The following is a 21,064-nucleotide window of genomic DNA, read 5'->3' on the forward strand; positions in this document are numbered from 1 at the left end:
TTTTTAAGGGTTAAATCGAAATCGTTTTCGGGGCAGGAGGTTTATATGCTTAATTACAACAAGACATTAACAGAATCCTTGAAAAACTGGGCTTTTAGCGAAGAGAAATTTGAGCCGTTGCTTCTAGGGAAATGTGAATCGATCATGTCGCTAGGAAATGGGTATATGGGAATGAGATCAGCGACAGAAGAGCCTTATCTCGGAGAGACTCGTAACTTATTCGTTAATGGAACGTTCAACAAGTTCGATGAGAACGAAGTTACAGAACTTCCGAATGCAGCTGATGTAACCAGATTAGAGCTGTTCGTCGCTGGCAGACAGTTCTCCTTAGAACAAGGCAGTACGCAAGAATATTCCCGTGTACTCGACCTGCGGCATGCGGAACTCGTAAGATCATTTGTCTGGGAGAGCCCGGAAGGCAAGCAAATCCGATATACATTCCGCCGGTTCGTATCGCTGGATCAAGTCCATCTGATCGGAATGAAATTAGAAGTGACGCCATTGAATGGTGAGATCGACTTCACAGTTCGTTCCGGCATCAATGCGCAATTATCGAACACAGGAAGCCAGCATTTCCATGAAGGCGAGAAACGGATTTTTGACAAGAAATACTTGCAGCTATTACAGACAACGACCGAATCAAAAGTTGACTTCGTTGTTCATACAAGTCATCAATTTACGTTGAATGGTAAGTTGGTTGAATTGACACCGAAGATGGATATTGATCGACGTAAAATTGCAATGGAGTATTCATGCAGGATCGCTAGCGGTGAGACACTGGTGATGGAGAAAATCAGCAGCGTGCATACGAGTCGGGATAAAGCGTTCGAAGGTCAAGAGCTCCCTGTCATGCGTGAAGAAGCACTAAATCAATTGAAGCAAGCGGATGCGTTAGGTTATGATGCATTATTCGAACAACACAAGCAAGCATGGGACCAAGTATGGAAGCAGTATGAGATTGAGATTGAAACGGAGCAGCCATTTGATCTACTTGCCATTCGCTTTTCGATTTATCACCTTGTTGTGATGACGCCAGCACATGATAACCGAATGGGAATCGGGGCAAAAGGGTTGAGCGGCGAAGGGTACAAAGGCCATTCGTTCTGGGACACAGAAATCTTCATCCTTCCGTTCTACATCTACACGCGTCCTGAAATCGCACGCTCGCTGCTCGAATTCCGTTACTTGGGTCTGGAAGGCGCAAGACGCAAGGCCAAAGAAAATGGATACGAAGGTGCGATGTATCCGTGGGAAGCTGCATGGCCGACGGATGGCGAAGTGACGCCGGTCTGGGGCGCAGTTGATATCGTAACAGGCCTGCAGACGAAGATCTGGTCTGGATTTATTGAACAGCACATTACGTCAGATATCGCTTATGCGGTATGGCATTACTATAAGGCAACAGGCGATCAAGACTTCATGGATCAATACGGATATGAGATGTTATTCGATACGGCAACCTTCTGGGCGAGCCGCTTAGAGTGGGATGAGGCGGCATCTAGATACCATATTAATGAAGTGATTGGTCCGGATGAGTACAAGGAGCATATCGACAACAACGCATTCACGAACTACATGGCGCATTTCAATATGGAATTGGCGATTGCGTACTATGAGGAACTGAAGGCATCCCGTCCGGAATTGCTCGCATCCTTAGAAGAGAGATTAGGTCTCGCAGCAGCGTATTGCGTATGGACAGATCGAATCGGCCAGATCTATTTGCCGGCGCCGAACGAGAACAATATCGTACCGCAGGATGATACGTATCTAACGCTTGAAACGATTGATTTGACAAAGTATAAGAAGCAGAAGAAAGTAGGAAGCTTATTCCTGGATTATAGCTTGGATCAGGTCTGCAAGTTGCAAGTGTCCAAGCAAGCGGATATTATGATGCTATTCTTCTTGCTCGAGAATAAATTCTCGCCGGAAGTGAAGCGTGCGAATTATGACTACTACGAGCCTAAGACTTTGCATGATTCTTCGTTATCCTTGTCGACACATAGCATTCTGGCTGGCGACTTTGGAGATATTGATTTAGCTTACGATCTGTTCCGTCGTGCGACTGAGATTGATCTTGGTCCGAACATGCATTCATCTGACGCAGGGATTCACTCTGCATCGATTGGCGGCATTTGGGAATGTATCGTGATGGGATTTGCGGGTGTGAGAATGCTGGATGGCCGATTGCATCTGAATCCGAAACTGCCGCAGTCGTGGACGGGATTCAAATTCCCATTGTATTGGCAAGGTGCTCGATTGGAAGTACAGGTATCACTGAATGCTGTGCATATCGTGACGGCAAGCGAGCAAGAGTTGGAACTCATCATTCATGGTAGTACAATCAAGTTTCATAAAGAGCTTAACATGCAATTCTAAAAAATCAGGGAGGTCTTTACAATGAAAAAATGGGCAATTCTACTGGTAGTAACGATGATGGCAACACTCGTATTATCCGCTTGCTCGAGCGGCAGCAGTGAGACAAAAAATGAGAGCCAATCCGGCACTGCTGACCAAGAAAAAGTACAATTGAAATTCACCGTATGGGGCGATGTCGCATCAGCTGGCCCGGAAGTGAAGCTAACGGAAGAATTTAATAAGTCCCATCCGAACATTGAAGTGAAGTTCGAGCCAGTTCCAGGCGATGGTTATGGCACGAAACTAACGACATCTCTTGCAGCGGGCCAAGCGCCGGACGTCTTCTTGATTGGTGAAGGCGACTACTACAAATATGTCGATAAAGGCGTTGTTGAGCCGCTTGATTCTTATCTTGAAGCAGACAAATCCTTTGATACGAGCATGTTCCAAAAAGATCTACTCGATATGGGACATATCAATGGCAAAACATATTACTTGCCAAAAGACTTCAACCCATTGTCTCTCTGGTATAACAAGAAATTGTTCGATGCAGCAGGCATGGAATATCCGAACGAGAACTGGACTTGGGACGACTTGAATGCGGCAGCGAAAAAGCTAACGTTGAAGGATGACAAAGGCAAAATCAAGCAATTTGGATTTAACGCAACGAAATGGGAATATCCAATCTTCACTTACTTATGGTCAAACGGTACATCGATTTCCAATGAAGACGGTACCAAAGCAGAAGGCTTCATGAACAGCGATAAGACAATTGCGGCAATGGAGAAATACGTAGCGATGTCCAAGGGTGCAGATAAAGTATCGCCAACGCCTCAAGATGCGGAGACGCTCGGCGGCGACGGATCGATGTTCATGACAGATAAATTGGCAATGATGGTAACAGGCCGCTGGGTGAAATATGACTTGGATCGTTCCAAAGTCGACTATGGCACAAGCTTGATTCCGAAAGGCGCAGATGGCGAGCGCGGCGGTATCATTGCAGCAGCTGGCTGGGCAATTAACGCGAACAGCAAGCACAAACAAGAAGCTTATGAGCTCGTAAAATGGTTGTCCGGTAAAGAAGCACAAGTATTGCGTTCCGAGAAAGGTCTTGTCCTTCCAGCAACGGTGAATGAGCTTGAAGAAGTGAAGAAAACCGAAGTAAAAGACAAACCGATCATCGACATGATGGCATTCGCGAAAAAACCAGTCACGATGGTATCTTCCAATGGTTCCCTATTCGTAGAGGAGTTCAACAAAGCGATGGAGAAAATTTTGCTTGACCAGTCCTCTGTCAAAGATGCATTGAATGAAGCAGCGAAGAACGTAGACAGCAAGATTACGAAGTAAGGCATTGTATGAGAGTGAAGCTGGAGTTATCTAGCTTCACTCTCTATAGATTCAAGGAGGTCTCTATGAAACACAAATCCCGTTCAGAAAAAGCCGGATATTTATTTATCCTTCCATGGTTTCTAGGACTATTGCTATTTACGATTGGGCCGATGATTTTCTCCCTCATCTTGTCGTTTAGTAAATGGGATATCATCACAGGTATTGGCTCGATTGAGTTTGTTGGCTTGGACAACTTTGTGAATATTTTTAAAGATGAACTATTCTATACATCCTTGAAGGTTACATTTATCTTTGCACTTGTATCCGTTCCTTTGTATCAGATTATTTCTCTGCTTGTTGCGATGATGTTGAATATGCGGACGAAAGGGATGAATTTCTTCCGTTTGATCTTCTTTATGCCGTCGGTCATTCCAGCGGTTGCCGTATCCATGATGTGGATCATGATTCTGAACCCGGAATATGGCATATTGAACAAAGCGTTAAGCTTGGTAGGCATCGAAGGCCCAGCTTGGCTGCAAGATCCTAAATACGCGCTGAGCGCATTGATCGTCATGGGGATTTGGGGTATCGGTAATACCATTATTATTTATTTGTCAGGTTTGCAAGGCGTTCCGGAAGAACTGTACGAGGCAGCGCAATTGGATGGAGCAGGTATTGTGCGCCGGTTCTTTAGTGTCACTATTCCTATGATATCTCCCACGATCTTCTTCAACCTCATTATGGGGATTATCGGTGGTTTTCAATATTTCACGCAAGCCTTCGTCATGACGAATGGCGGACCGCTAAATTCAACCTTATTCTACAATCTGTTCTTGTATAACAAGGCATTCAAAACTTATGAAATGGGATACGCTTCAGCCTTGTCGTGGATTCTGTTCGCCATTATTTTGATCTTCACCCTCATTGTAATTCGCACCTCTTCGGCTTGGGTCTATTACAATGGCGATGATGATAAGGATTGAGGAGGTATAGCGATGAATATACAGACATCACTCAAAAAAAATATCGCGAAGCTGGTCGCGCTTGTTATCTTAATCGGCGGTTCTTTGATTGTACTTGTCCCACTGCTCTGGACCGTGTCGACTTCACTGAAGACACCTGGGGAAGTATTTGGTGACAATTTCTTTCCTGAAGTATGGAAATGGAGCAACTACAGCGATGCGGTGAATGCCATTCCGTTCTTCACATTTTTGAAGAATACATTGATTGTTCTGGTTCCGGTTCTGATCGGTACGGTATTCTCATCTGCACTCTGTGCGTATGGGTTTGCCCGCTTTAAATTCAAAGGGAAACGTTGGTTGTTCCTCGTGCTGCTCGCGACGATGATGCTACCAGGACAAGTGACGATGATTCCGATGTTCATCATGTTCAAAGAGGTCGGCTGGGTAGATACGTTCTGGCCGTTAATTATTCCATCTTTCTTCGGTGGAGGCGCATTTAATATTTTCTTGATTCGTCAGTTTATGCGCGGGATACCAAGAGATTTAGACGAAGCTGCATTTATGGACGGCGCCAATCGTTGGCAGATCTTCATGAAGGTCATGCTGCCACTATCCAAGCCGCCTCTTGTTGCGGTTGGAATTTTCACCTTTATGGGCGTATGGAATGATTTCCAAGGGCCGTTGATTTACTTGAACTCAACAGAGAAATATACGCTAGCACTAGGACTGTCGATGTTCAAAGGCTTGTACAACATCGAGTGGAACATGCTGATGGCCGCGACGATTCTCATTATGCTGCCAGTCCTCATCGTATTCTTCGTGGCTCAGAAGTACTTTATTGAAGGAATTTCGATTTCTTCCGCGATGAAAGGGTAAGCAGATGCTACACCAATAGACAGAGGGGATTGAACCCAAGGGAGAGGAAATGCAATGATCATTAAAGCTGTCTTGTTCGACTTGGATGGCGTTATTACAGATACGGCTGAATATCATTATGTCGCATGGAAGCAGCTTGCTGCACAATTAGGCATCGAGATCGATGAAGCATTTAATGAACAGTTAAAAGGCGTCAGCCGGATGGAATCGCTCGAGCGGATTTTGCGTCATGGCAACCGTGCGAACGATTTGTCCGCGGAAGAGAAGATTGCCCTAGCTACGCAAAAAAATAACGAATACGTGAAGCTGCTCGTAAACGTGTCGCCGAAGGATGTCTATCCAGGCATTCGCGAGCTTCTATTGGAGCTTCGTGCTGCAGACGTTCGCACGGTGATCGCATCGGCGAGCAAAAATGCGCCGCAAATTCTGAATTCACTGGCATTAACGGATTTATTCGATTATATCGTGAATCCGGATGAGGTTGCACACGGCAAACCGGCACCGGACATCTTCTTGCGCGGTGCGGAAGCGGTAGGCGTCAATCCGGCGTTCTGCGTAGGCATCGAGGATGCGCAGGCGGGTGTAGAAGCGATTAAATCGGCGAAGATGGTCGCTGTTGGAATCGGTGAAGAGCACGTCTTGAAGCCCTCCGGCACGGATGTCGTTTTGCCATCAACGGGATCATTGTCTTGGTCTTTCTTACAGACATTAGGCGAATAGGATAGGAAGGGAAGAGCCGATCCGGGCTCTTTTTTTCTGAATGTATAAGTTTGTGGGGGTATTTAAGAGAGGTGGGCGACAACATGCATCAAGGAAAAATCATATTTCCACAAGAACCGTGGACGATTACGGAGACAGAAGTAAATCTGGCGCATAATCAGCGCTGCGAGACGGTATTCGCGGTGGCAAACGGCTATATCGGCATGCGGGGGAACGCCGAAGAAGGGTACAGCGGTCCCGTAGGCTTCTCCTTGAACGGAACGTACTTGAACGGATTCTACGATTCGACGCCGATCCAATACGGGGAAGAGGCATTCGGTTATGCGAAGAACCGTCAGACGATGCTCAATGTCGCCGACGCGAAAGGCATCAGCCTCTGGGTCGACGGCGAGAAATTCGACGTACTGCATTCGAAGGTCATCGATTACAAGCGTCAATTGCATATGAAGCAGGGCGTCATGACGCGTGAGATCGTGTGGGAGACTGCGCAAGGGAAGCAGGTCGAGCTGCGCATTGAGCGAATGGCTTCCTTCGCGAACAAGCATCTGGCACTGATTCGTTATGAAGTGAAGGTCCGGAATGCTGCGGCACGGATTGCATTCGTCTCGACACTCAATGGGGAAGTGACGAATCAAGTGACGATGGGTGATCCGCGGACAGGATCCGGCTTTGCGGGGCAAGTGCTCCAGACCGAGGATCTGCGCGAGGAAGGCACGATTCACGGCACGGCGCAACGGACGAAGAACACGAAATTCGCCCTAATCTCGGCGATGAACCACGAATTGCATGTCGCGAATGAAGCGACATGCATGCAGCAAGAACAATTGATCGAACATCGCTATGACTGCGAAGCGGCGCCAGATCAGTCGATTGTGCTGGACAAATTCATCGCGTATTTCTCCTCGAAGGATTATGAAGAAGCTGAGCTCTGGCCGATGGCCGTCACAGCGCTAACGGATGCGAAGGCGAAGGGATACAACTGGTTCCGCGAACGCCAAGCAGAGATTCTAGCTGATTTCTGGCAAGTCGCCGACGTATCGGTGGAAGGCGACGCGCTCCTGCAGCAAGGGCTTCGCTTCAATGCGTATCATCTCTTCCAATCAGTCGGACGCGACGGGAAGACGAACATCGGGGCGAAAGGGATTACCGGCGAAGGCTATGAAGGCCATTATTTCTGGGATACGGAGACGTACATCCTGCCGTTCTTCTTGTATAACCGTCCCGAGATTTCGCGTCAGCTGTTGAAATATCGCCATTCGATTCTGCCGAAAGCCAAAGCAAGAGCAGCCGAGCTTGGATACGAAGGAGCCCTCTATGCCTGGAGAACGATCGACGGCGAAGAGACGTCGCCGTATTATCCAGCGGGCTCTGCGCAGCTGCATATTAATGCGGACATCGCTTATGCGGTGAAGAAGTATGTGGAAGTGACACGGGATGAAGACTACCTCCTTCAGGAAGGATTGGATATTCTCGTCGAGACTTGCCGCTTCTTCGCGGACGCGGGCGATTGGATCGAAGGCAAAGGCTTCTGCATCAATGGTGTAACCGGACCGGACGAATATACGGCGATGGTTAACAACAATGCGTACACCAACCTGATGGTGAAGGATCAATTCGAGTTCACCGTGAAGTCGCTCCGCAAGCTGGAGCAGACGACGGGTTGGCAAGACGTGAGCGCGAGATATGAGCTGGACGAGCGCGAACTCGAAGCATGGACTGCAATGGCAGATCGTATGTATATTCACCGCGTTGGCCAGCTGATCGGGCAAGACGACAGCTTCCTGGAGAAGGCGCCGTGGGACTTCGCGAATACACCGCGTGAGAAGTATCCGCTACTGCTGCACTTCCACCCGATGGTCATCTACAAATACCAAGTATTGAAGCAAGCCGACCTCGTGCTCGCGATGTATCTTCAAGGCCATCGCTTCATGCGCGAGGAGAAGGTTATCAATTATAAGTACTACGAGCCGTTAACGACGCATGACTCTTCGTTATCCGCGAGCATCTATGCGATCGTCGGCGCGGAACTGGGCGAGATTGAGAAGGCGTACCAATACTTCATGCAATCGGCACGTATGGACCTGGACGACTATCACAACAACGTGAAGGATGGTATTCACTCCGCATCGATGGCAGGCAGCTGGCTGACGATCGTGAACGGCTTCGCCGGCATGCGACATGACGATGAAGTCATCACGTTCAACCCGACGATTCCGTCTGCTTGGACGAGTTATACATTCCGTGTCCTATTCCACGGTAGCCTGATTGAGGTAGTTGTAGCGAAGGAACGGACGACGTACCGATTGATCCAAGGGCATTTTGTGCAGCTGCGCCATGGGGAGCAGGGCTTCGTGCTGGAGTCGGAGCGGGTCTGTGAGTCGCAGTAGTCGGAAGTGAAGATACGCAAGTGCCAAAAGATAAGTCCTGTGCTTCTTGAGAAGCGCAGGACTTTTTTGTCGTCCGGTTGAGGTAAAAATATTGAAAGTGAATGTAAAGGAATCGAAATTGAACAGCGGGCGGTGTCGGCTTACAATGTGTAATACATTCATGTAAGCGTTTCACTTAGGAGGCTGCGATGAAAATATTCAGACGTCATCGAATGAATCATAAACGACTCCTGCTCACGATCATGATTCTGCTTACGACAGGGGTTACGGCTGCATTTGCAAGAGGATGCTGGTCATCGACTGATCGGGCGGGAGAAGCGATCGCGACCGTCAATGGTGTCCCAATTAGCATGGCGGAGTATGATCGAGCAATCCGTACGAATACGTCCCGGATCATTCAATATTTTCGCGATACCTATCAAGCGGAGCAATCGGAAGGATTCTGGACCAAGGCATATGATGGCGAGATCCCGGCAGAGATGCTGAAGAAGAAGGCACTCGAGGATAGTGTGAAGATCAAAGTAAGACAGCTGCTGGCGAAGGAGCAAGGCGTTCTGCAGGATGTGAGCTACCAAGGATTCTTGCAGCAGCTGGAGCAAGAGAATGAGCGTCGAACCCAGGCGATCAACCGCCATCAGGTGGTCTATGGGCCTGCACAATACGACGAGAACACGTACTGGGAGTACGTTCAGACGAACGCGGCGCTCGCTGTGAAGCGGAACATGCAGCAGAGTATTATGCAGCAAGGGGAGTCAGCGCTAAGGTCATTCTACGATGAGCATAGAGAGAAGCGATATCGGACGACGGGCTACGTGAAAATGAAGCGCATTACACGTACCTTTTTAGACGCAAATCAACAAATCGATTCCTCGCTGCAACGACAAGTAAGGAAGCAGCTTGAAGCGGCAGCCGAGCAGCTGAAGTCGGGCAGCACATTCGAACAGGTTGCGGCGGCTTACAATATGCCGGGTACGGCACTTGAGCTGACGATTCAGCTGGGAGATGAACGCCGGAACGCGAGAAGTGCTGTGGCCCAAGCAGCCATGCAGCTGCCCGTGAATGCGATTAGCGCTATGGTCGAAGAGAAAGGCAGCTACCACATCCTGAAATGCATTGAGCGGGTAGAGCCGGGTTCCACCTATCAATCCTATGAGCAGGTGAAGGATCAAGTGCTGCAGGATACCGTTACAGAAGCGTATGAATTCACCCTGCGCAAGATGTTGACAACGGCGGTGGTGCAGGTGAACGAATATATATATCCATCCTTTCAAATTCAATGAATGCAATGAGAAGTTCTCTCGGGTGTAACCATTTCAGTCGTTCGCGGCTGAAGTGCTGCATACATAATCGTTGAAAGGAAGATGACTTATGTTCAGACGTACCATGCAACGAATGCTGAGTTTGGTCGCGATCGTGACCTTGCTCTTCGGGATCGTTGCCATTGCTCCGGGGGACGCGAGTGCGGCTGCGGGGACGACCTATTACGTGGATAGCGTAAGCGGAAATGACAGCGCGAACGGGACGAGTGAGGGGACACCTTGGAAGACGTTAGCCAAGGTGAATGCGACAACGTTCGCGCCGGGGGACAAGATCTTATTCAAAGCTGGTGGATCTTGGCAAGGACAGTTGTGGCCCAAAGGGTCGGGCGTATCCGGCAGCCCAATTGTGATCGACCAGTACGGTACGGGGAATAAGCCCTTGATCACCGGGGTGACGAGCGAGCTCCAGACGGTCTTCTTGAAGAACCAAGAATACTGGGAGATCAACAACCTGGAGATTACGAATCCATCTTCGGAGCCCTTTTCAAGGGATTGGAAGGGGGCGCGCGGTGAGCGCCGGGGTGTGTATGTGTTAAATGAAGAGAGCGGTATCCTCAACCATATTTACATTAAGAATCTGAATGTCCACGATGTGGATGGGGTATATACCACGCGTTCCGGCGGGATCATCTTCGATTCGGTCGGCTCGTATGTCGCCAGCGCGTTCAATGACGTGCTCATCGACGGCAACACCTTAACGGATGTCGACGCCTACGGCATCTACATCGGTTCGAACTGCATCCTGCGGTATGGAATGAGCGACCTCTGGGAATGGGTGCCGAAGCCGTACGGACCTTGGACACCGACCACGAATTTGAAAATCTCGAATAATACGGTCGTTCGGGCGGCGACGGGCGGCATTGCTTGGAATGTGACGGACGGGGCGGTCGTTGAGCACAACACGGTGCAGGAAGCGACGTATTTGGCGACCAATGCCTCCATCTGGTGGGCTTATGCGGATAATAATGTGGTGCAATTTAATGAATCCTTCGGGAGCCATCATGGGGAAATGGATGGCGAAGGATTCGACGTGGACGCAGGGAATATCGGCTCTCTCATTCAATATAATTACAGCCATGATAATGCCGGCGGCTTCATGCTATTCGTGAATGATACGTATTACACGACAAATACAATTGTTCGCTACAATATCAGCCAGAATGATAAGAATCATATTTTCCGCTATAGCGGTTCGATCGACACGGTCTACAATTACAATAATACGGTCTATGTCGGCGCCGCATCAGGGAATCCCGTCATGAGCGATTATTTCACGAAATCATCGGGCGCCCCAAAAAATATTAAGAACTACAATAATGTCTACTACAGCGTGGGAGACCGGGGTTGGAATTTAACGGGGCAAACCTTCGATTCCAACGCGTATTTCGGCGGTAACACGTTGGTCAGCTCAGACGCACATAAAATAACAGGCGATCCGAAGTTCGTTAACCCGGGCAGCGGCGGCAACGGCATGAATACGTTGGACGGATATAAACTGCAGCTGGATTCACCGCTGATCGGTGCAGGCATTCCGATAGCTGATAATGGAGGGCGAGATTATTTCGGCAATGCCCTATACAACGGCGATCCTGACATCGGGGCTTTCGAATATCAAGGCACGGTGCCGCCAGCGACAGGCAAGACGCCGATCGTGTTCGTCCCGGCCCCGATTACGCCGATGCCGGAGCAGCCGAAGCCTGCACCAGGGAACTTGGCGCCTCTGGCAACGGTCAGCACAACGGTTGCTACCTTGAACAATGGCTCGACTCAAAGTATGACGGACAGTAATTACTCGAATGCATGGTCTAGTGTGGATGAGGGTGTGACCTTCCCAAACTATATTACGCTGGATTTCGGCACGAAGGCGGTGACCGCGAACAACTTGAAGATTGTGACACGCTTCGGGACGGGGCAGGGCGTTACGAAGTTCGATCTGGAAGTCTATAGCGGAACGACATGGGTGCCGATCAAGAGCAATGTGCAATGGGTATGGAAGTATAGCGATGTGACGAATGAAACGCAGAGCGTGGATTTCAGTTCGACCACTGCGAAGAAATTCCGTCTGAAAATCAACGGCGCGAATTTGAAATGGGGGAATTTTGCCATCAACGAGCTGGAGCTCTACTATCAGGGCGCAGCTGATCAAGCGGCAGCGAAGACGGTCCGGGATGCGATCGCGGTGCTACCGGCTCCAACGGCGGTCACGCTCGCTGATGCATCGGCTATCCAAGCGGCGAGAGCGGCCTATCTTGCATTGACGGACGTACAGCAAGTGCTCGTGGGGGATATTACGAGATTGACCGATGCGGAGGCCGCTCTAGCTGCGCTTCAACAACCGGAGCGCAGCTTATCTACCGCATTGAGCGGGCCGGCGTCCGTAAAAGTGAATCAGCCGTTTCAAATCCGCGTCGGGATGCAGAATGTGAAGGATGCCGTGTATGCGCAAGATATCTCTCTGGCATACGACCCGCAAATATTTGAGTTGGTGACGGCTAAATCAGCAGCCGATGGTGTGGAGATTATAAAGTCTGTCCATCCTACACCGGGACATGTGCGATTTCTGGTAGCAAGTCAAGGCGGAACGCATGCGATTCAAGGGAATGCCCAGGTGCTGGAGCTTACCTTCACAGCCAAATCGCAGCAGAACACCCCGAGCCAATTCTCGATTACGAATGCTTTGCTCGGTGATGCACAAGGAAGAGAGCTGCAAGCTGCTGTATCTTCTCTGCATGTTCAGACCGAATCAGGAACGGGCGTCGTCGCCGCGGACCTGAACCGTGACGGTAAAGTGAGTATCGGGGATATCGCCCTTGCAGCAGTCCATTATGGGAAGACAAGTGAGGATTCCGGCTGGCAACTTGTGAAGCATATCGACCTTAATGGAGATGGCGTTATTAATATTCTTGATCTGAGCATTATCGCTAGAGAGATGATCTAGGCTAGCGTTGATGATGGAATGAAGAAGAAGCCAATCATGATGTCCATGGTTGGCTTCTTTTTATGTCATTATTCCACAGCTACCGACGTTGTGAAAATCCCTTCAGGTACTTTGCCGCTCCACGTCGGGCAAGGCTCGATGCCAAGTGCATACGCGACGACATGCGCCGTATCCTTGATCGATACGTCATCCAGGATCCAGGTGCCAGGTGCAACGGCCTTGCCGTAGCAGCCCCAGAAGACCGTCATATCCATCGGGTGATCGCTGCCATGACTGCGCGGGTGATCTCCGCCGCCGCCATGATCGCTCGTGATGATAATGAGGCTCTCATCGAGGATGCCGGCGTCGCGAATCGCATCGATCAACAATCCGACATAGGCATCGACTTCCGTAATCTTCGCTAAATATTCGGGTACGTGATTGCCATACCCGAATTCATGACCAGCGCCATCGGGATTATCGATCTGTACATAGAGACACGTCACATTGGGGTTCTGGCGGATGTAGTCCGCCGCCGTGGTGATCAGTTCTGGGCAGCGGATCGATACATCCTCGAACTGGCATGATTGCTCAATGATCCCGTAGTTAATTGGCGACCACTCCGAGAATGCCGCTAACTTCGCATCCGGATACTGCTCCCGAATCAGCTTCATGAAGGAAGGACAGGCACTATCCTCCGGGAATCGTGTATCCGAAGCCTTATCATTATCCAGCTGGTGCTGATCAGGATCGACGCCATGGAACATGGAGCCCCAGCACTGCGCGCTGATCGAAGGGAAAACCGTTTGCGCTTGATAGGTCAGCGCCCCTTGCTGCAGTAGGCCATGGATGTTCGGTGTCGGTGTATCTTTAATGAAATTTCCTGCGCCATCAAGCCCGATGACAAAGACATGATTACAAATTGCTCCCATGCGTATCGCCCTCTTTTCCAAGAAATGAGTAGGTAATGCAAGTTATTTACGTGTGTTTTATTGTATTAATGTGTGTTTAGTTGTGAAAATTATAAATCGGCTCGCAGCAAGTGTCAACAAATAATTGGTGTCTTTTGCATGATGGCGTATAAGGGTAGATACTTTGCATCTCTCCATTGATCAAAATGAAGCTCCAGTGGTAAATTTAGTTCACAGTTGATTTCGAAATTCGTAGGAAAGCAGGGCTGAGGTGTGATGAAAATTCGAGCAGCAGGTTCAACGAGGTGGTTTGTCTATCAGAAAATTGTAATCGTTTTCATAGCTTTTATTATTCCTCTCGTTGCGATGAACATGTGGGTGAATTATAAGGGCATGTCCTTTACGAAGAACGCGATATCGGACTCAGCGGTAGCTGGTGCTTCCTTCTATGCAAAGCAATTGGACAAGGAATTATATTTTGTCCGCAATCAGCAGCTGCAATTTTTCAATGATAAGGATCTTCAGAAGCTGAGCTTCCAGGGGAGCCGATTGGAAGGATACGCGTTGATCGAGTTGATTAATCAGACGAAGGATCGATTATCCGCGATCGAATACTCTAGTGAATTCGTCGTGAACGCCGGCGTCTATATCAAAGAAATCGACAAGACGATCTCGAGTCAGAATGGCGTCACGGACGCGCCGAATGATGAATTCGAGTTCATCACTTCATTGATTCAGCATATCCCGAAACCGTCCTTCTATCAGAAAGATGGGCGACTCTTCTTCATTGAGAGCGAGAATAACTCTGGCATTATCTCCTATATTGAAATCTCTGTTGCTCGTCTACAAGAAGCGCTTCATCAGATTACGACGCTCTATCAGGAATCCGAAGTATTCCTTGGGAGCAAAGCGCTCGGAAGTGTGCTATCGACGGTGGAAGACCAACGTGTCATCGCTCCGCTGCTTGAACAACTGGACGCGGGTAGTCATGTGACAAATACATCCCGGGTGATTCCGATCGGAGGGATAAGCTATTTCATCACGGCCAATCAAGTGAGCTCCTTAAATCTATCGCTGATGATGTACGTGAACCATGATGAGATTACTCGCCCGCTGAGTCAATTCAGCTTCTGGTTCTATGCCTTATTCGTGGTTGCGATCATCGTGCTGCTGCTCTATGCGTATTCCGTGAATTTCATGATTCACAGGCCGCTGTCGAAGCTTACTAAGGCATTCCAGATGATGGAGACGGACAACCTCAACCTTGTCATCGAGTCGAAGACGAGGGATGAGTTTCACTATTTATTCCATAGCTTCAACCGGATGGCGCTTCGATTGAAGCGATCGATCGAGGAGAATTATGAGCAGAAAATCGCGATCCAGCATTCAGAGCTCAAGCAGCTGCAATCGCAGATTAATCCCCATTTCCTGTACAACAGTTTTTTCAATATTTACATGATGTGTAAGGTTGGCGACGCCGATAGTGCGGCAGAACTCTCTCAGAAGCTAGGCAGCTACTACCAGTACATTACGCGCAGCGGATCGGACGAAGTGCCGCTCTACAAGGAATACCAGCATGCCCTTGATTATTGCGAGATTCAATGTATTCGCTTCTCGAATCGCATTCGTTACGAATATGAAGACATCCCGGACCATGTGAAGACCGTTGCCGTACCGCGCTTGATCATTCAGCCGATTGTCGAGAATATTTTCGAGCATGCATTTGAAGACGGCATGGCTAGCGGCGTCCTCTATATCGCTGCGAATGTTGAAGAGGGAATCGTACGAATGACAGTCGAGGATAATGGGCGTATTATCACGGATGATCGAATTGAACAGTTAGAGATGCAACTAAGGGATGGTTCGAGGCAGATGGAGAAGACGGGACTCATTAACGTGAATAACCGGCTTCAATTGAAGTATGGTGTGGACAGCGGGCTGTTCGTATCGCGTAGTCCGCATGGCGGATTGCGTGCAGAGCTTAGAATCAATATTCGAGAAGGATAGAGAGGGGACTTGTAGATGTATAGACTCTTAATCGTGGATGACGAACCTGTCATTGTGAATGGATTAGTGCAATTATTTCAAGAGCGTGCAGATGTTGAACTGGATATCTGCAAGGCATATTCGGCGACCGAAGCACTAGATATTGCGAAGCGGACGAAATTGGACATTCTCGTCAGCGACATTCGCATGCCGCAGAAGAGCGGATTGCAGCTGGTGGACGATATCGCCTATTACTGGCCGTCCTGCCGCATCATTTTTTTAACCGGATATAGTGAATTTGATTACGTCTATGAAGCAATCCGGAAGAATGTCGATAACTATATTCTGAAGACGGAGGGGGTAGCACCGATCTTCGAAGCAGTGAAAGGGGCAATTGCGAAGCTGGAGGAAGAGAAGCTTCAACGGCTGCAGCAGGAGAAGGCGCAGATGCATTTCCAAATGGCCGAGCCTTTGTTGAAAAAAGAGCTGTTCGAGCAAGCCCTTCAAGGCGAATCGCTGCCATCCTTGCTCGCGTATGATCGTTATGTGGAAGTCGATTTCCGGATTCATCCGAATCGGCCTGCTTTTTTCCTTGTCGGACAAGTGGACATAGCCGAGGGAGCGAAGCTCAAGCTTCTGGAGTCGGCCGCACGCATCGTCGATCAGCATCTGCCGATCTCGTTGACACGTGAGCACGTGATCCAAGATGGCAATCGATTGGTATGGCTTTTGCAGCCCGATGCATTGCTAACGGATCATATGAAAGAGAGTGAAACGGACCAACGCTTACAAGCGAACAACATTGTCGCCTATATTCGAGGTAATCTTGAACGTGTTCAGAACGAGTATGAGCAGCTATTCGACATGTCCATTTCGTTCGGAATCTCTGGCAATATGTTAGAGCGTTGGGATCAGCTGCAGCCTCAGGTCGAAGAGGTTAGCACCTTAATTCGCAGGAGGATTCAATTGGGCCAGAAGATGGTTATCGTGGATTATGAATATTCGATGGCGCTGCTTGCCTCTTATGACAAAGGAACGGGCATGAAGCAGGAGGAATTCAAGCAATTATTGATCGATCAGATTCATCAATATATCCATGATTATTTGGATGGTGACTTATCTTTGACGGCGATTGCAGAGCAGGTGCATCTGAATCCCTCGTATTTGTCCAGGTACTACAAGCAGATTACGGGTCGTAATCTGCTTGAGTACATCCAAGAGACGAAGTTAGCGGCAGCGATTCGCATGATGGAGAATTCGCATATGAAGCTGCATGAGATCGCCTTGAAGGTCGGGTTCGATTCGCAGCCGTATTTCACAACCTTCTTCCGGAAGATGACAGGGACCTCTCCCCAGGAATATCGGAAGTCATTATAAGCGCCGATGTAAGGTAGTAAAAAAAGTGAAACGAAAGTAAAAGATTTGAAATTGTAGCTTTTTCTCTTTGATTCTACTATTAGAAGCAAGGAGTCAATCGGACTCTAGGGCCTCATCACACAAAGGGGGAAAGCGTTATCATGAAATCATCCAAAACACTAAAAACGATATTACTGCTCTCCATGGTCATGGCGGCATTCACCGCATGCTCAAGTAAAGGCAGCGACAGCGCAAGTACGGGGACGACGACGCCATCAGGCGAGACGAAGACGGAGACCGCTGCGCCGGAAGGGCCGCTTAGCAAATATCCGGAACCGGTCGAAGTGACCGAGGTCATGGGATTCAGACCTGCGGAAGATCCAAGAACGCCGAAAGGGCTTACGCCGGATAAGAACGCGTATTTGCAGCAGCTGAAAGATATGCTCAATATCGATGTGAAGTATAAATGGACGGTTCCTACGGATCAGTTTGAACAGAAGTTTGCGTTAGCGATGGCTTCCGGCGATTTGCCGGATATTCTGGAGCTGGGCCAGAAGGATTATGAGAAGCTGCGTAAGCAAGACATGCTTGCTGACCTGTCCGAAGCGTATGAGAAATACGCGTCGCCGGAGCTGAAGAAATATATGGAGTCGGACGGCGGGTTCTCCATGAAGGTATTTAGCAAGGACGGCAAACAGTACGGTATTCCATCGTTCGAAGACCCGTTCCTCTCGACGCAATTGCTATGGATCCGCAAAGACTGGCTGGATAACCTGAAGCTGCAGCCGCCGACGACGATGGAAGAGCTGGATAAGATCGCGGAAGCGTTCGTGAAGAATGACCCGGATCAGAACGGCAAAGACGATACGTATGGCGTGGCATTGCAGAAGACATTGTTCTTCTGGGGATTTGACGTCAGAGGTTTCTTCAATGGATTCAATGCTTATCCTTCCGTAGGGGATGCGCAGACCGCATGGATCAAGGGCAACGACGGCAAGCTTGTCCCAGGGCTGATTCAACCGGAGATGAAGCAAGGCCTCAGCATGCTGCAGTCATGGTACCAACGCGGCATTCTGAATAAAGAATTCGCGCTGAAGGACGAGAACAAAGTCGTCGAAGACATTACGGCCGGCAAAGTCGGGATTTCGTACGGCGAATGGTGGTATCCGGCATGGCCGCTCAACTTGAACGTGGATAAAGATCCGAAAGCGAACTGGATTGCCATTCAGATTCCTTCCATCAGCGGACCGGGTAAGTCGCTTGTGCCAAAACTGCGCAGCGGCCGGATCTATGCCGTGAATAAGAATATGAAGAACCCTGAAGCCGCGATCAAAATGATGAACTTCTATATCGAGATGGGCAAGAAAAAATATACGGATATGCTGAAGCCGGAGAACGGTTTTGTCTACAACTGGTTCAGTCCTCGGGTCTATAACCCGGGACAGATTGAGACGATCTATACGGAAGTGAACAAAGCGCTAGCAGCCAACCAGACCGAAATTACGCTAGATGACGAAAATTACACGCTGGTGAAGGACGTCTTCAATTATGTGAAGGACTATCAATCCGGCAGCACGAAGATTGCTTCCAAAGGAACGAACTGGGGCGGATACTTCAGCCGTGTCGCGGAAAATGGCGGCTGGGGCTTAACGCGCCAGATCAAGGAGAAGCAGGCATTCGTTAGCAACGAATTCTACGGCATCCCGACGTCAACCCAGGTGGAGAAGGGCTCACAACTGGATAAATTGATGCAGGAGACCTTTACGAAGATTATTCTGGGCGCTCCGATCGACGAATTCGATAAATTCGTGACAAGCTGGAAGACGCTTGGCGGCGACAAAATTACGGAAGAAGTCAACGCTTGGTATAACGAGCAGGCCGTGAAATAATCGGTACGCTCGATTATGGGAGGAGAGAGGGTCTTGCGTGTCCTCTCTCTTTGTCGTCAACGCCTATGAAGGAGGAATTCATCGATGAAGTTATTGCGCAAGGAGTATCCGCTCCATTTGATGTTAGTGCCAGGAGTTATATTAACCTTAATTTACGCGTATGGCCCGATGGCCGGGCTTGTGATGGCCTTTCAACAGTTCGAGCCGTTGTCCGGATTTTTCAAGTCCGAGTGGGTCGGGTTCGATAATTTTACTTATGTGTTCAATCTACCGGATTTTAACCAAGTCTTATGGAATACGATCGTCATCTCATTATTCAAAATGGTGTTGTTCTTAGTGGTTCCGCTCATTCTAGCGCTTCTCTTAAATGAAGTGACGCGCAGATGGTTCTCGCGGTTCATACAGTCGGCGATTTTCCTGCCGTTCTTTCTCTCATGGACAGTTCTCGGCGGGGTTGTTATAGAATTATTCTCGATGGACGGCCCTGTGAATGGGATCGTCAAGTCGCTGGGCTCTGAGCCGATCATGTTCATGCTGAACAACGACTGGTTCCGGGGTATCATTATCGGCTCGGACGTCTGGAAAGGCATGGGGTACAACATGATTGTCATGCTGGCGGCCATTACGGGGATTAATGCGACGCTCTACGAAGCAGCCGAAGTGGACGGCGCTGGCAAATGGAAGCAGATGGTTCACATTACGCTGCCAGGTATTGCTCCGATCATTATTTTACTTAGCGTATTAAGTCTGGGGAATGTTCTCAATGCTGGCTTCGAACAGATTCTGATTATGTACAATCCGACCGTGTATGAAGGGGCAGACGTCATTGATACCTTCGTCTATCGCTTAGGGATGTTCAGTCAGCAATTCGGTCCGGCAGCGGCGGTTGGTCTATTCAAATCCGTGATCTCTTTAGGATTAGTGTCGATAACCTATTACGCAGCCTACAAGTACAATAACTATCGTATATTCTAAGGAGGAGATGCTTGTGTTGCATAAACCATCGCTTAGCAGAAGAATGTTCATCGTCTTGAATACGCTGCTGCTCACGTTAATTACCGTATTGGGCATCATCCCGTTCGTGCATTTACTATCTATTTCACTTAGCTCGAACACGGCAGCGATGGCGGGTGAAGTGAAGCTGTGGCCTGTTGGTTTCTCGTTAGATGCTTATATGTTTCTAGGAGAGAAGGTCGAGTTCTTCCGTTCGCTATGGGTATCGATTGAGCGTGTGGTGCTCGGAACGGCCGTTAATATGTTTCTTGTCTTTATTACCGCATTTCCATTAGCACGTCCGAACAGCCAGTTCAAATATCGTACGGTGTACGTATGGTTTTTTGCGATCACGATGTTTTTCGGTGGCGGGTTAATTCCGACTTATATTGTCGTGAAGAACACCGGGATCATGGATTCGATCTGGGCGCTGATATTACCAGGTGCGCTCAATGTGTGGAATATGGTGCTCATGCTGAACTTTTTTCGCTCGATTCCTAGAGAGTTGGATGAAGCAGCGACCATTGACGGTGCAGGCTATTGGCGGATCTTATGGCAGATTTATTTACCCGTCTCCTTGCCATCCATCGCGACAATTGGTTTGTTCACAATCGTCGGCCACTGGAACGCTTGGTTCGATGGGATATTATATATGAATTCACCGGATAAATATCCGTTACAGACGTACCTATCCACGTTGATTACAGCGATCAATTCGCAGATGTCCTCGATGTCGCCCGAGCAGCTGAAATCGATGGAGAACCTGAGTGAGAAGACGCTGCGGACGGCTCAGATTTTTATGGGCGCACTTCCGATAATGCTCGTCTATCCGTTCCTTCAGAAGTATTTTGTCAAAGGGATGACGGTTGGCAGCGTGAAAGAGTAGCTCATGACAATGAGGAGAAGATTGCGGATGACGCCTGCTTCGAGAACGAGGATGATTTCTTCGTGGCACCGAAGCTGGCGGATTTTTATTCCATAAAGGGAAATTTAATCGTTTACATATAACGGTCTATTCACTAGAATGAGGTGGTGAACGAAAACTTTACATAAAATTAATA

At 48.8% G+C, this 21,064-nt stretch carries 14 protein-coding genes; 13 read left to right on the forward strand and 1 reads right to left on the reverse strand.

Annotated features, from left to right (window positions below):
- Nucleotides 1–45: 45 nt before the first annotated feature.
- The 8 genes from C558_RS0118005 to C558_RS32645 all read left to right on the forward strand — a co-directional run bounded on the left by C558_RS0118005 (nucleotide 46) and on the right by C558_RS32645 (nucleotide 12,889).
- A complete protein-coding gene (locus C558_RS0118005) occupies nucleotides 46–2,376 on the forward strand; it encodes a glycoside hydrolase family 65 protein (RefSeq protein ID WP_018757685.1) in 2,331 nt (776 codons plus the stop codon).
- 21 nt (nucleotides 2,377–2,397) lie between these two features.
- On the forward strand, nucleotides 2,398–3,705 hold the full coding sequence (locus C558_RS0118010) for an ABC transporter substrate-binding protein (protein WP_018757686.1): 1,308 nt from the start codon (nucleotides 2,398–2,400) through the stop codon (nucleotides 3,703–3,705).
- 65 nt (nucleotides 3,706–3,770) lie between these two features.
- Nucleotides 3,771–4,670 carry a carbohydrate ABC transporter permease gene (locus tag C558_RS0118015; RefSeq protein WP_018757687.1) on the forward strand — a complete coding sequence of 300 codons (900 nt, stop codon included), beginning with the start codon at nucleotides 3,771–3,773 and terminating at the stop codon, nucleotides 4,668–4,670.
- Nucleotides 4,671–4,682: 12 nt separating this feature from the next.
- The gene (locus C558_RS0118020) at nucleotides 4,683–5,525 is read left to right on the forward strand and encodes a carbohydrate ABC transporter permease (protein ID WP_018757688.1); all 843 of its coding nucleotides are present in this window, start codon (nucleotides 4,683–4,685) and stop codon (nucleotides 5,523–5,525) included.
- A gap of 54 nt (nucleotides 5,526–5,579) precedes the next feature.
- A complete protein-coding gene (pgmB, locus tag C558_RS0118025; RefSeq protein ID WP_018757689.1) occupies nucleotides 5,580–6,245 on the forward strand; it encodes a beta-phosphoglucomutase in 666 nt (221 codons plus the stop codon).
- 83 nt (nucleotides 6,246–6,328) lie between these two features.
- Entirely contained in the window at nucleotides 6,329–8,632 is a 2,304-nt protein-coding gene (locus C558_RS0118030) for a glycoside hydrolase family 65 protein (protein ID WP_018757690.1), read from the forward strand.
- A gap of 188 nt (nucleotides 8,633–8,820) precedes the next feature.
- The gene (locus C558_RS0118035) at nucleotides 8,821–9,912 is read left to right on the forward strand and encodes a peptidylprolyl isomerase (RefSeq protein WP_018757691.1); all 1,092 of its coding nucleotides are present in this window, start codon (nucleotides 8,821–8,823) and stop codon (nucleotides 9,910–9,912) included.
- Nucleotides 9,913–10,000: 88 nt separating this feature from the next.
- Nucleotides 10,001–12,889 (forward strand): cohesin domain-containing protein, encoded by a 2,889-nt coding sequence (locus tag C558_RS32645; protein ID WP_018757692.1) that lies wholly within the window; start codon nucleotides 10,001–10,003, stop codon nucleotides 12,887–12,889.
- Between the two features lie 68 nt (nucleotides 12,890–12,957).
- Here C558_RS32645 and C558_RS0118045 read toward each other — a convergent pair whose 3' ends face one another.
- Nucleotides 12,958–13,800 carry an alkaline phosphatase family protein gene (locus C558_RS0118045; RefSeq protein WP_018757693.1) on the reverse strand — a complete coding sequence of 281 codons (843 nt, stop codon included), beginning with the start codon at nucleotides 13,798–13,800 and terminating at the stop codon, nucleotides 12,958–12,960.
- A 255-nt stretch (nucleotides 13,801–14,055) separates the two neighbouring features.
- Between C558_RS0118045 and C558_RS0118050 the strand changes: the two genes are divergently transcribed.
- The 5 genes from C558_RS0118050 to C558_RS0118070 all read left to right on the forward strand — a co-directional run bounded on the left by C558_RS0118050 (nucleotide 14,056) and on the right by C558_RS0118070 (nucleotide 20,889).
- On the forward strand, nucleotides 14,056–15,786 hold the full coding sequence (locus C558_RS0118050) for a sensor histidine kinase (RefSeq protein ID WP_018757694.1): 1,731 nt from the start codon (nucleotides 14,056–14,058) through the stop codon (nucleotides 15,784–15,786).
- A gap of 15 nt (nucleotides 15,787–15,801) precedes the next feature.
- Nucleotides 15,802–17,142 (forward strand): response regulator transcription factor, encoded by a 1,341-nt coding sequence (locus C558_RS0118055; RefSeq protein WP_018757695.1) that lies wholly within the window; start codon nucleotides 15,802–15,804, stop codon nucleotides 17,140–17,142.
- A 140-nt stretch (nucleotides 17,143–17,282) separates the two neighbouring features.
- Complete coding sequence (locus C558_RS0118060; protein ID WP_018757696.1) at nucleotides 17,283–19,010, forward strand: extracellular solute-binding protein; 1,728 nt, start codon at nucleotides 17,283–17,285, stop codon at nucleotides 19,008–19,010.
- Nucleotides 19,011–19,094: 84 nt separating this feature from the next.
- Entirely contained in the window at nucleotides 19,095–19,985 is an 891-nt protein-coding gene (locus C558_RS0118065) for an ABC transporter permease (RefSeq protein ID WP_018757697.1), read from the forward strand.
- A 7-nt stretch (nucleotides 19,986–19,992) separates the two neighbouring features.
- A complete protein-coding gene (locus tag C558_RS0118070) occupies nucleotides 19,993–20,889 on the forward strand; it encodes a carbohydrate ABC transporter permease (protein WP_040675251.1) in 897 nt (298 codons plus the stop codon).
- The last annotated feature ends 175 nt before the right edge of the window (nucleotides 20,890–21,064 follow it).

It is taken from the genome of Paenibacillus terrigena DSM 21567 (genome assembly GCF_000374845.1).
Taxonomy (GTDB): domain Bacteria; phylum Bacillota; class Bacilli; order Paenibacillales; family Paenibacillaceae; genus Paenibacillus_K; species Paenibacillus_K terrigena.

Bases quoted from the DNA above. Each gene is read 5' to 3' on its own strand.
- C558_RS0118070 (WP_040675251.1), top strand. From the start codon at position 19,993: ATGCTTGTGTTGCATAAACCATCGCTTAGCAGAAGAATGTTCATCGTC.
- C558_RS0118015 (WP_018757687.1), top strand. From the start codon at position 3,771: ATGAAACACAAATCCCGTTCAGAAAAAGCCGGATATTTATTTATCCTT.
- C558_RS0118045 (WP_018757693.1), bottom strand. From the start codon at position 13,800: ATGGGAGCAATTTGTAATCATGTCTTTGTCATCGGGCTTGATGGCGCA.
- C558_RS0118055 (WP_018757695.1), top strand. From the start codon at position 15,802: ATGTATAGACTCTTAATCGTGGATGACGAACCTGTCATTGTGAATGGA.
- C558_RS0118010 (WP_018757686.1), top strand. From the start codon at position 2,398: ATGAAAAAATGGGCAATTCTACTGGTAGTAACGATGATGGCAACACTC.
- C558_RS32645 (WP_018757692.1), top strand. From the start codon at position 10,001: ATGTTCAGACGTACCATGCAACGAATGCTGAGTTTGGTCGCGATCGTG.
- C558_RS0118060 (WP_018757696.1), top strand. From the start codon at position 17,283: ATGAAATCATCCAAAACACTAAAAACGATATTACTGCTCTCCATGGTC.
- C558_RS0118030 (WP_018757690.1), top strand. From the start codon at position 6,329: ATGCATCAAGGAAAAATCATATTTCCACAAGAACCGTGGACGATTACG.
- C558_RS0118035 (WP_018757691.1), top strand. From the start codon at position 8,821: ATGAAAATATTCAGACGTCATCGAATGAATCATAAACGACTCCTGCTC.
- C558_RS0118005 (WP_018757685.1), top strand. From the start codon at position 46: ATGCTTAATTACAACAAGACATTAACAGAATCCTTGAAAAACTGGGCT.
- C558_RS0118050 (WP_018757694.1), top strand. From the start codon at position 14,056: ATGAAAATTCGAGCAGCAGGTTCAACGAGGTGGTTTGTCTATCAGAAA.
- pgmB (WP_018757689.1), top strand. From the start codon at position 5,580: ATGATCATTAAAGCTGTCTTGTTCGACTTGGATGGCGTTATTACAGAT.
- C558_RS0118065 (WP_018757697.1), top strand. From the start codon at position 19,095: ATGAAGTTATTGCGCAAGGAGTATCCGCTCCATTTGATGTTAGTGCCA.
- C558_RS0118020 (WP_018757688.1), top strand. From the start codon at position 4,683: ATGAATATACAGACATCACTCAAAAAAAATATCGCGAAGCTGGTCGCG.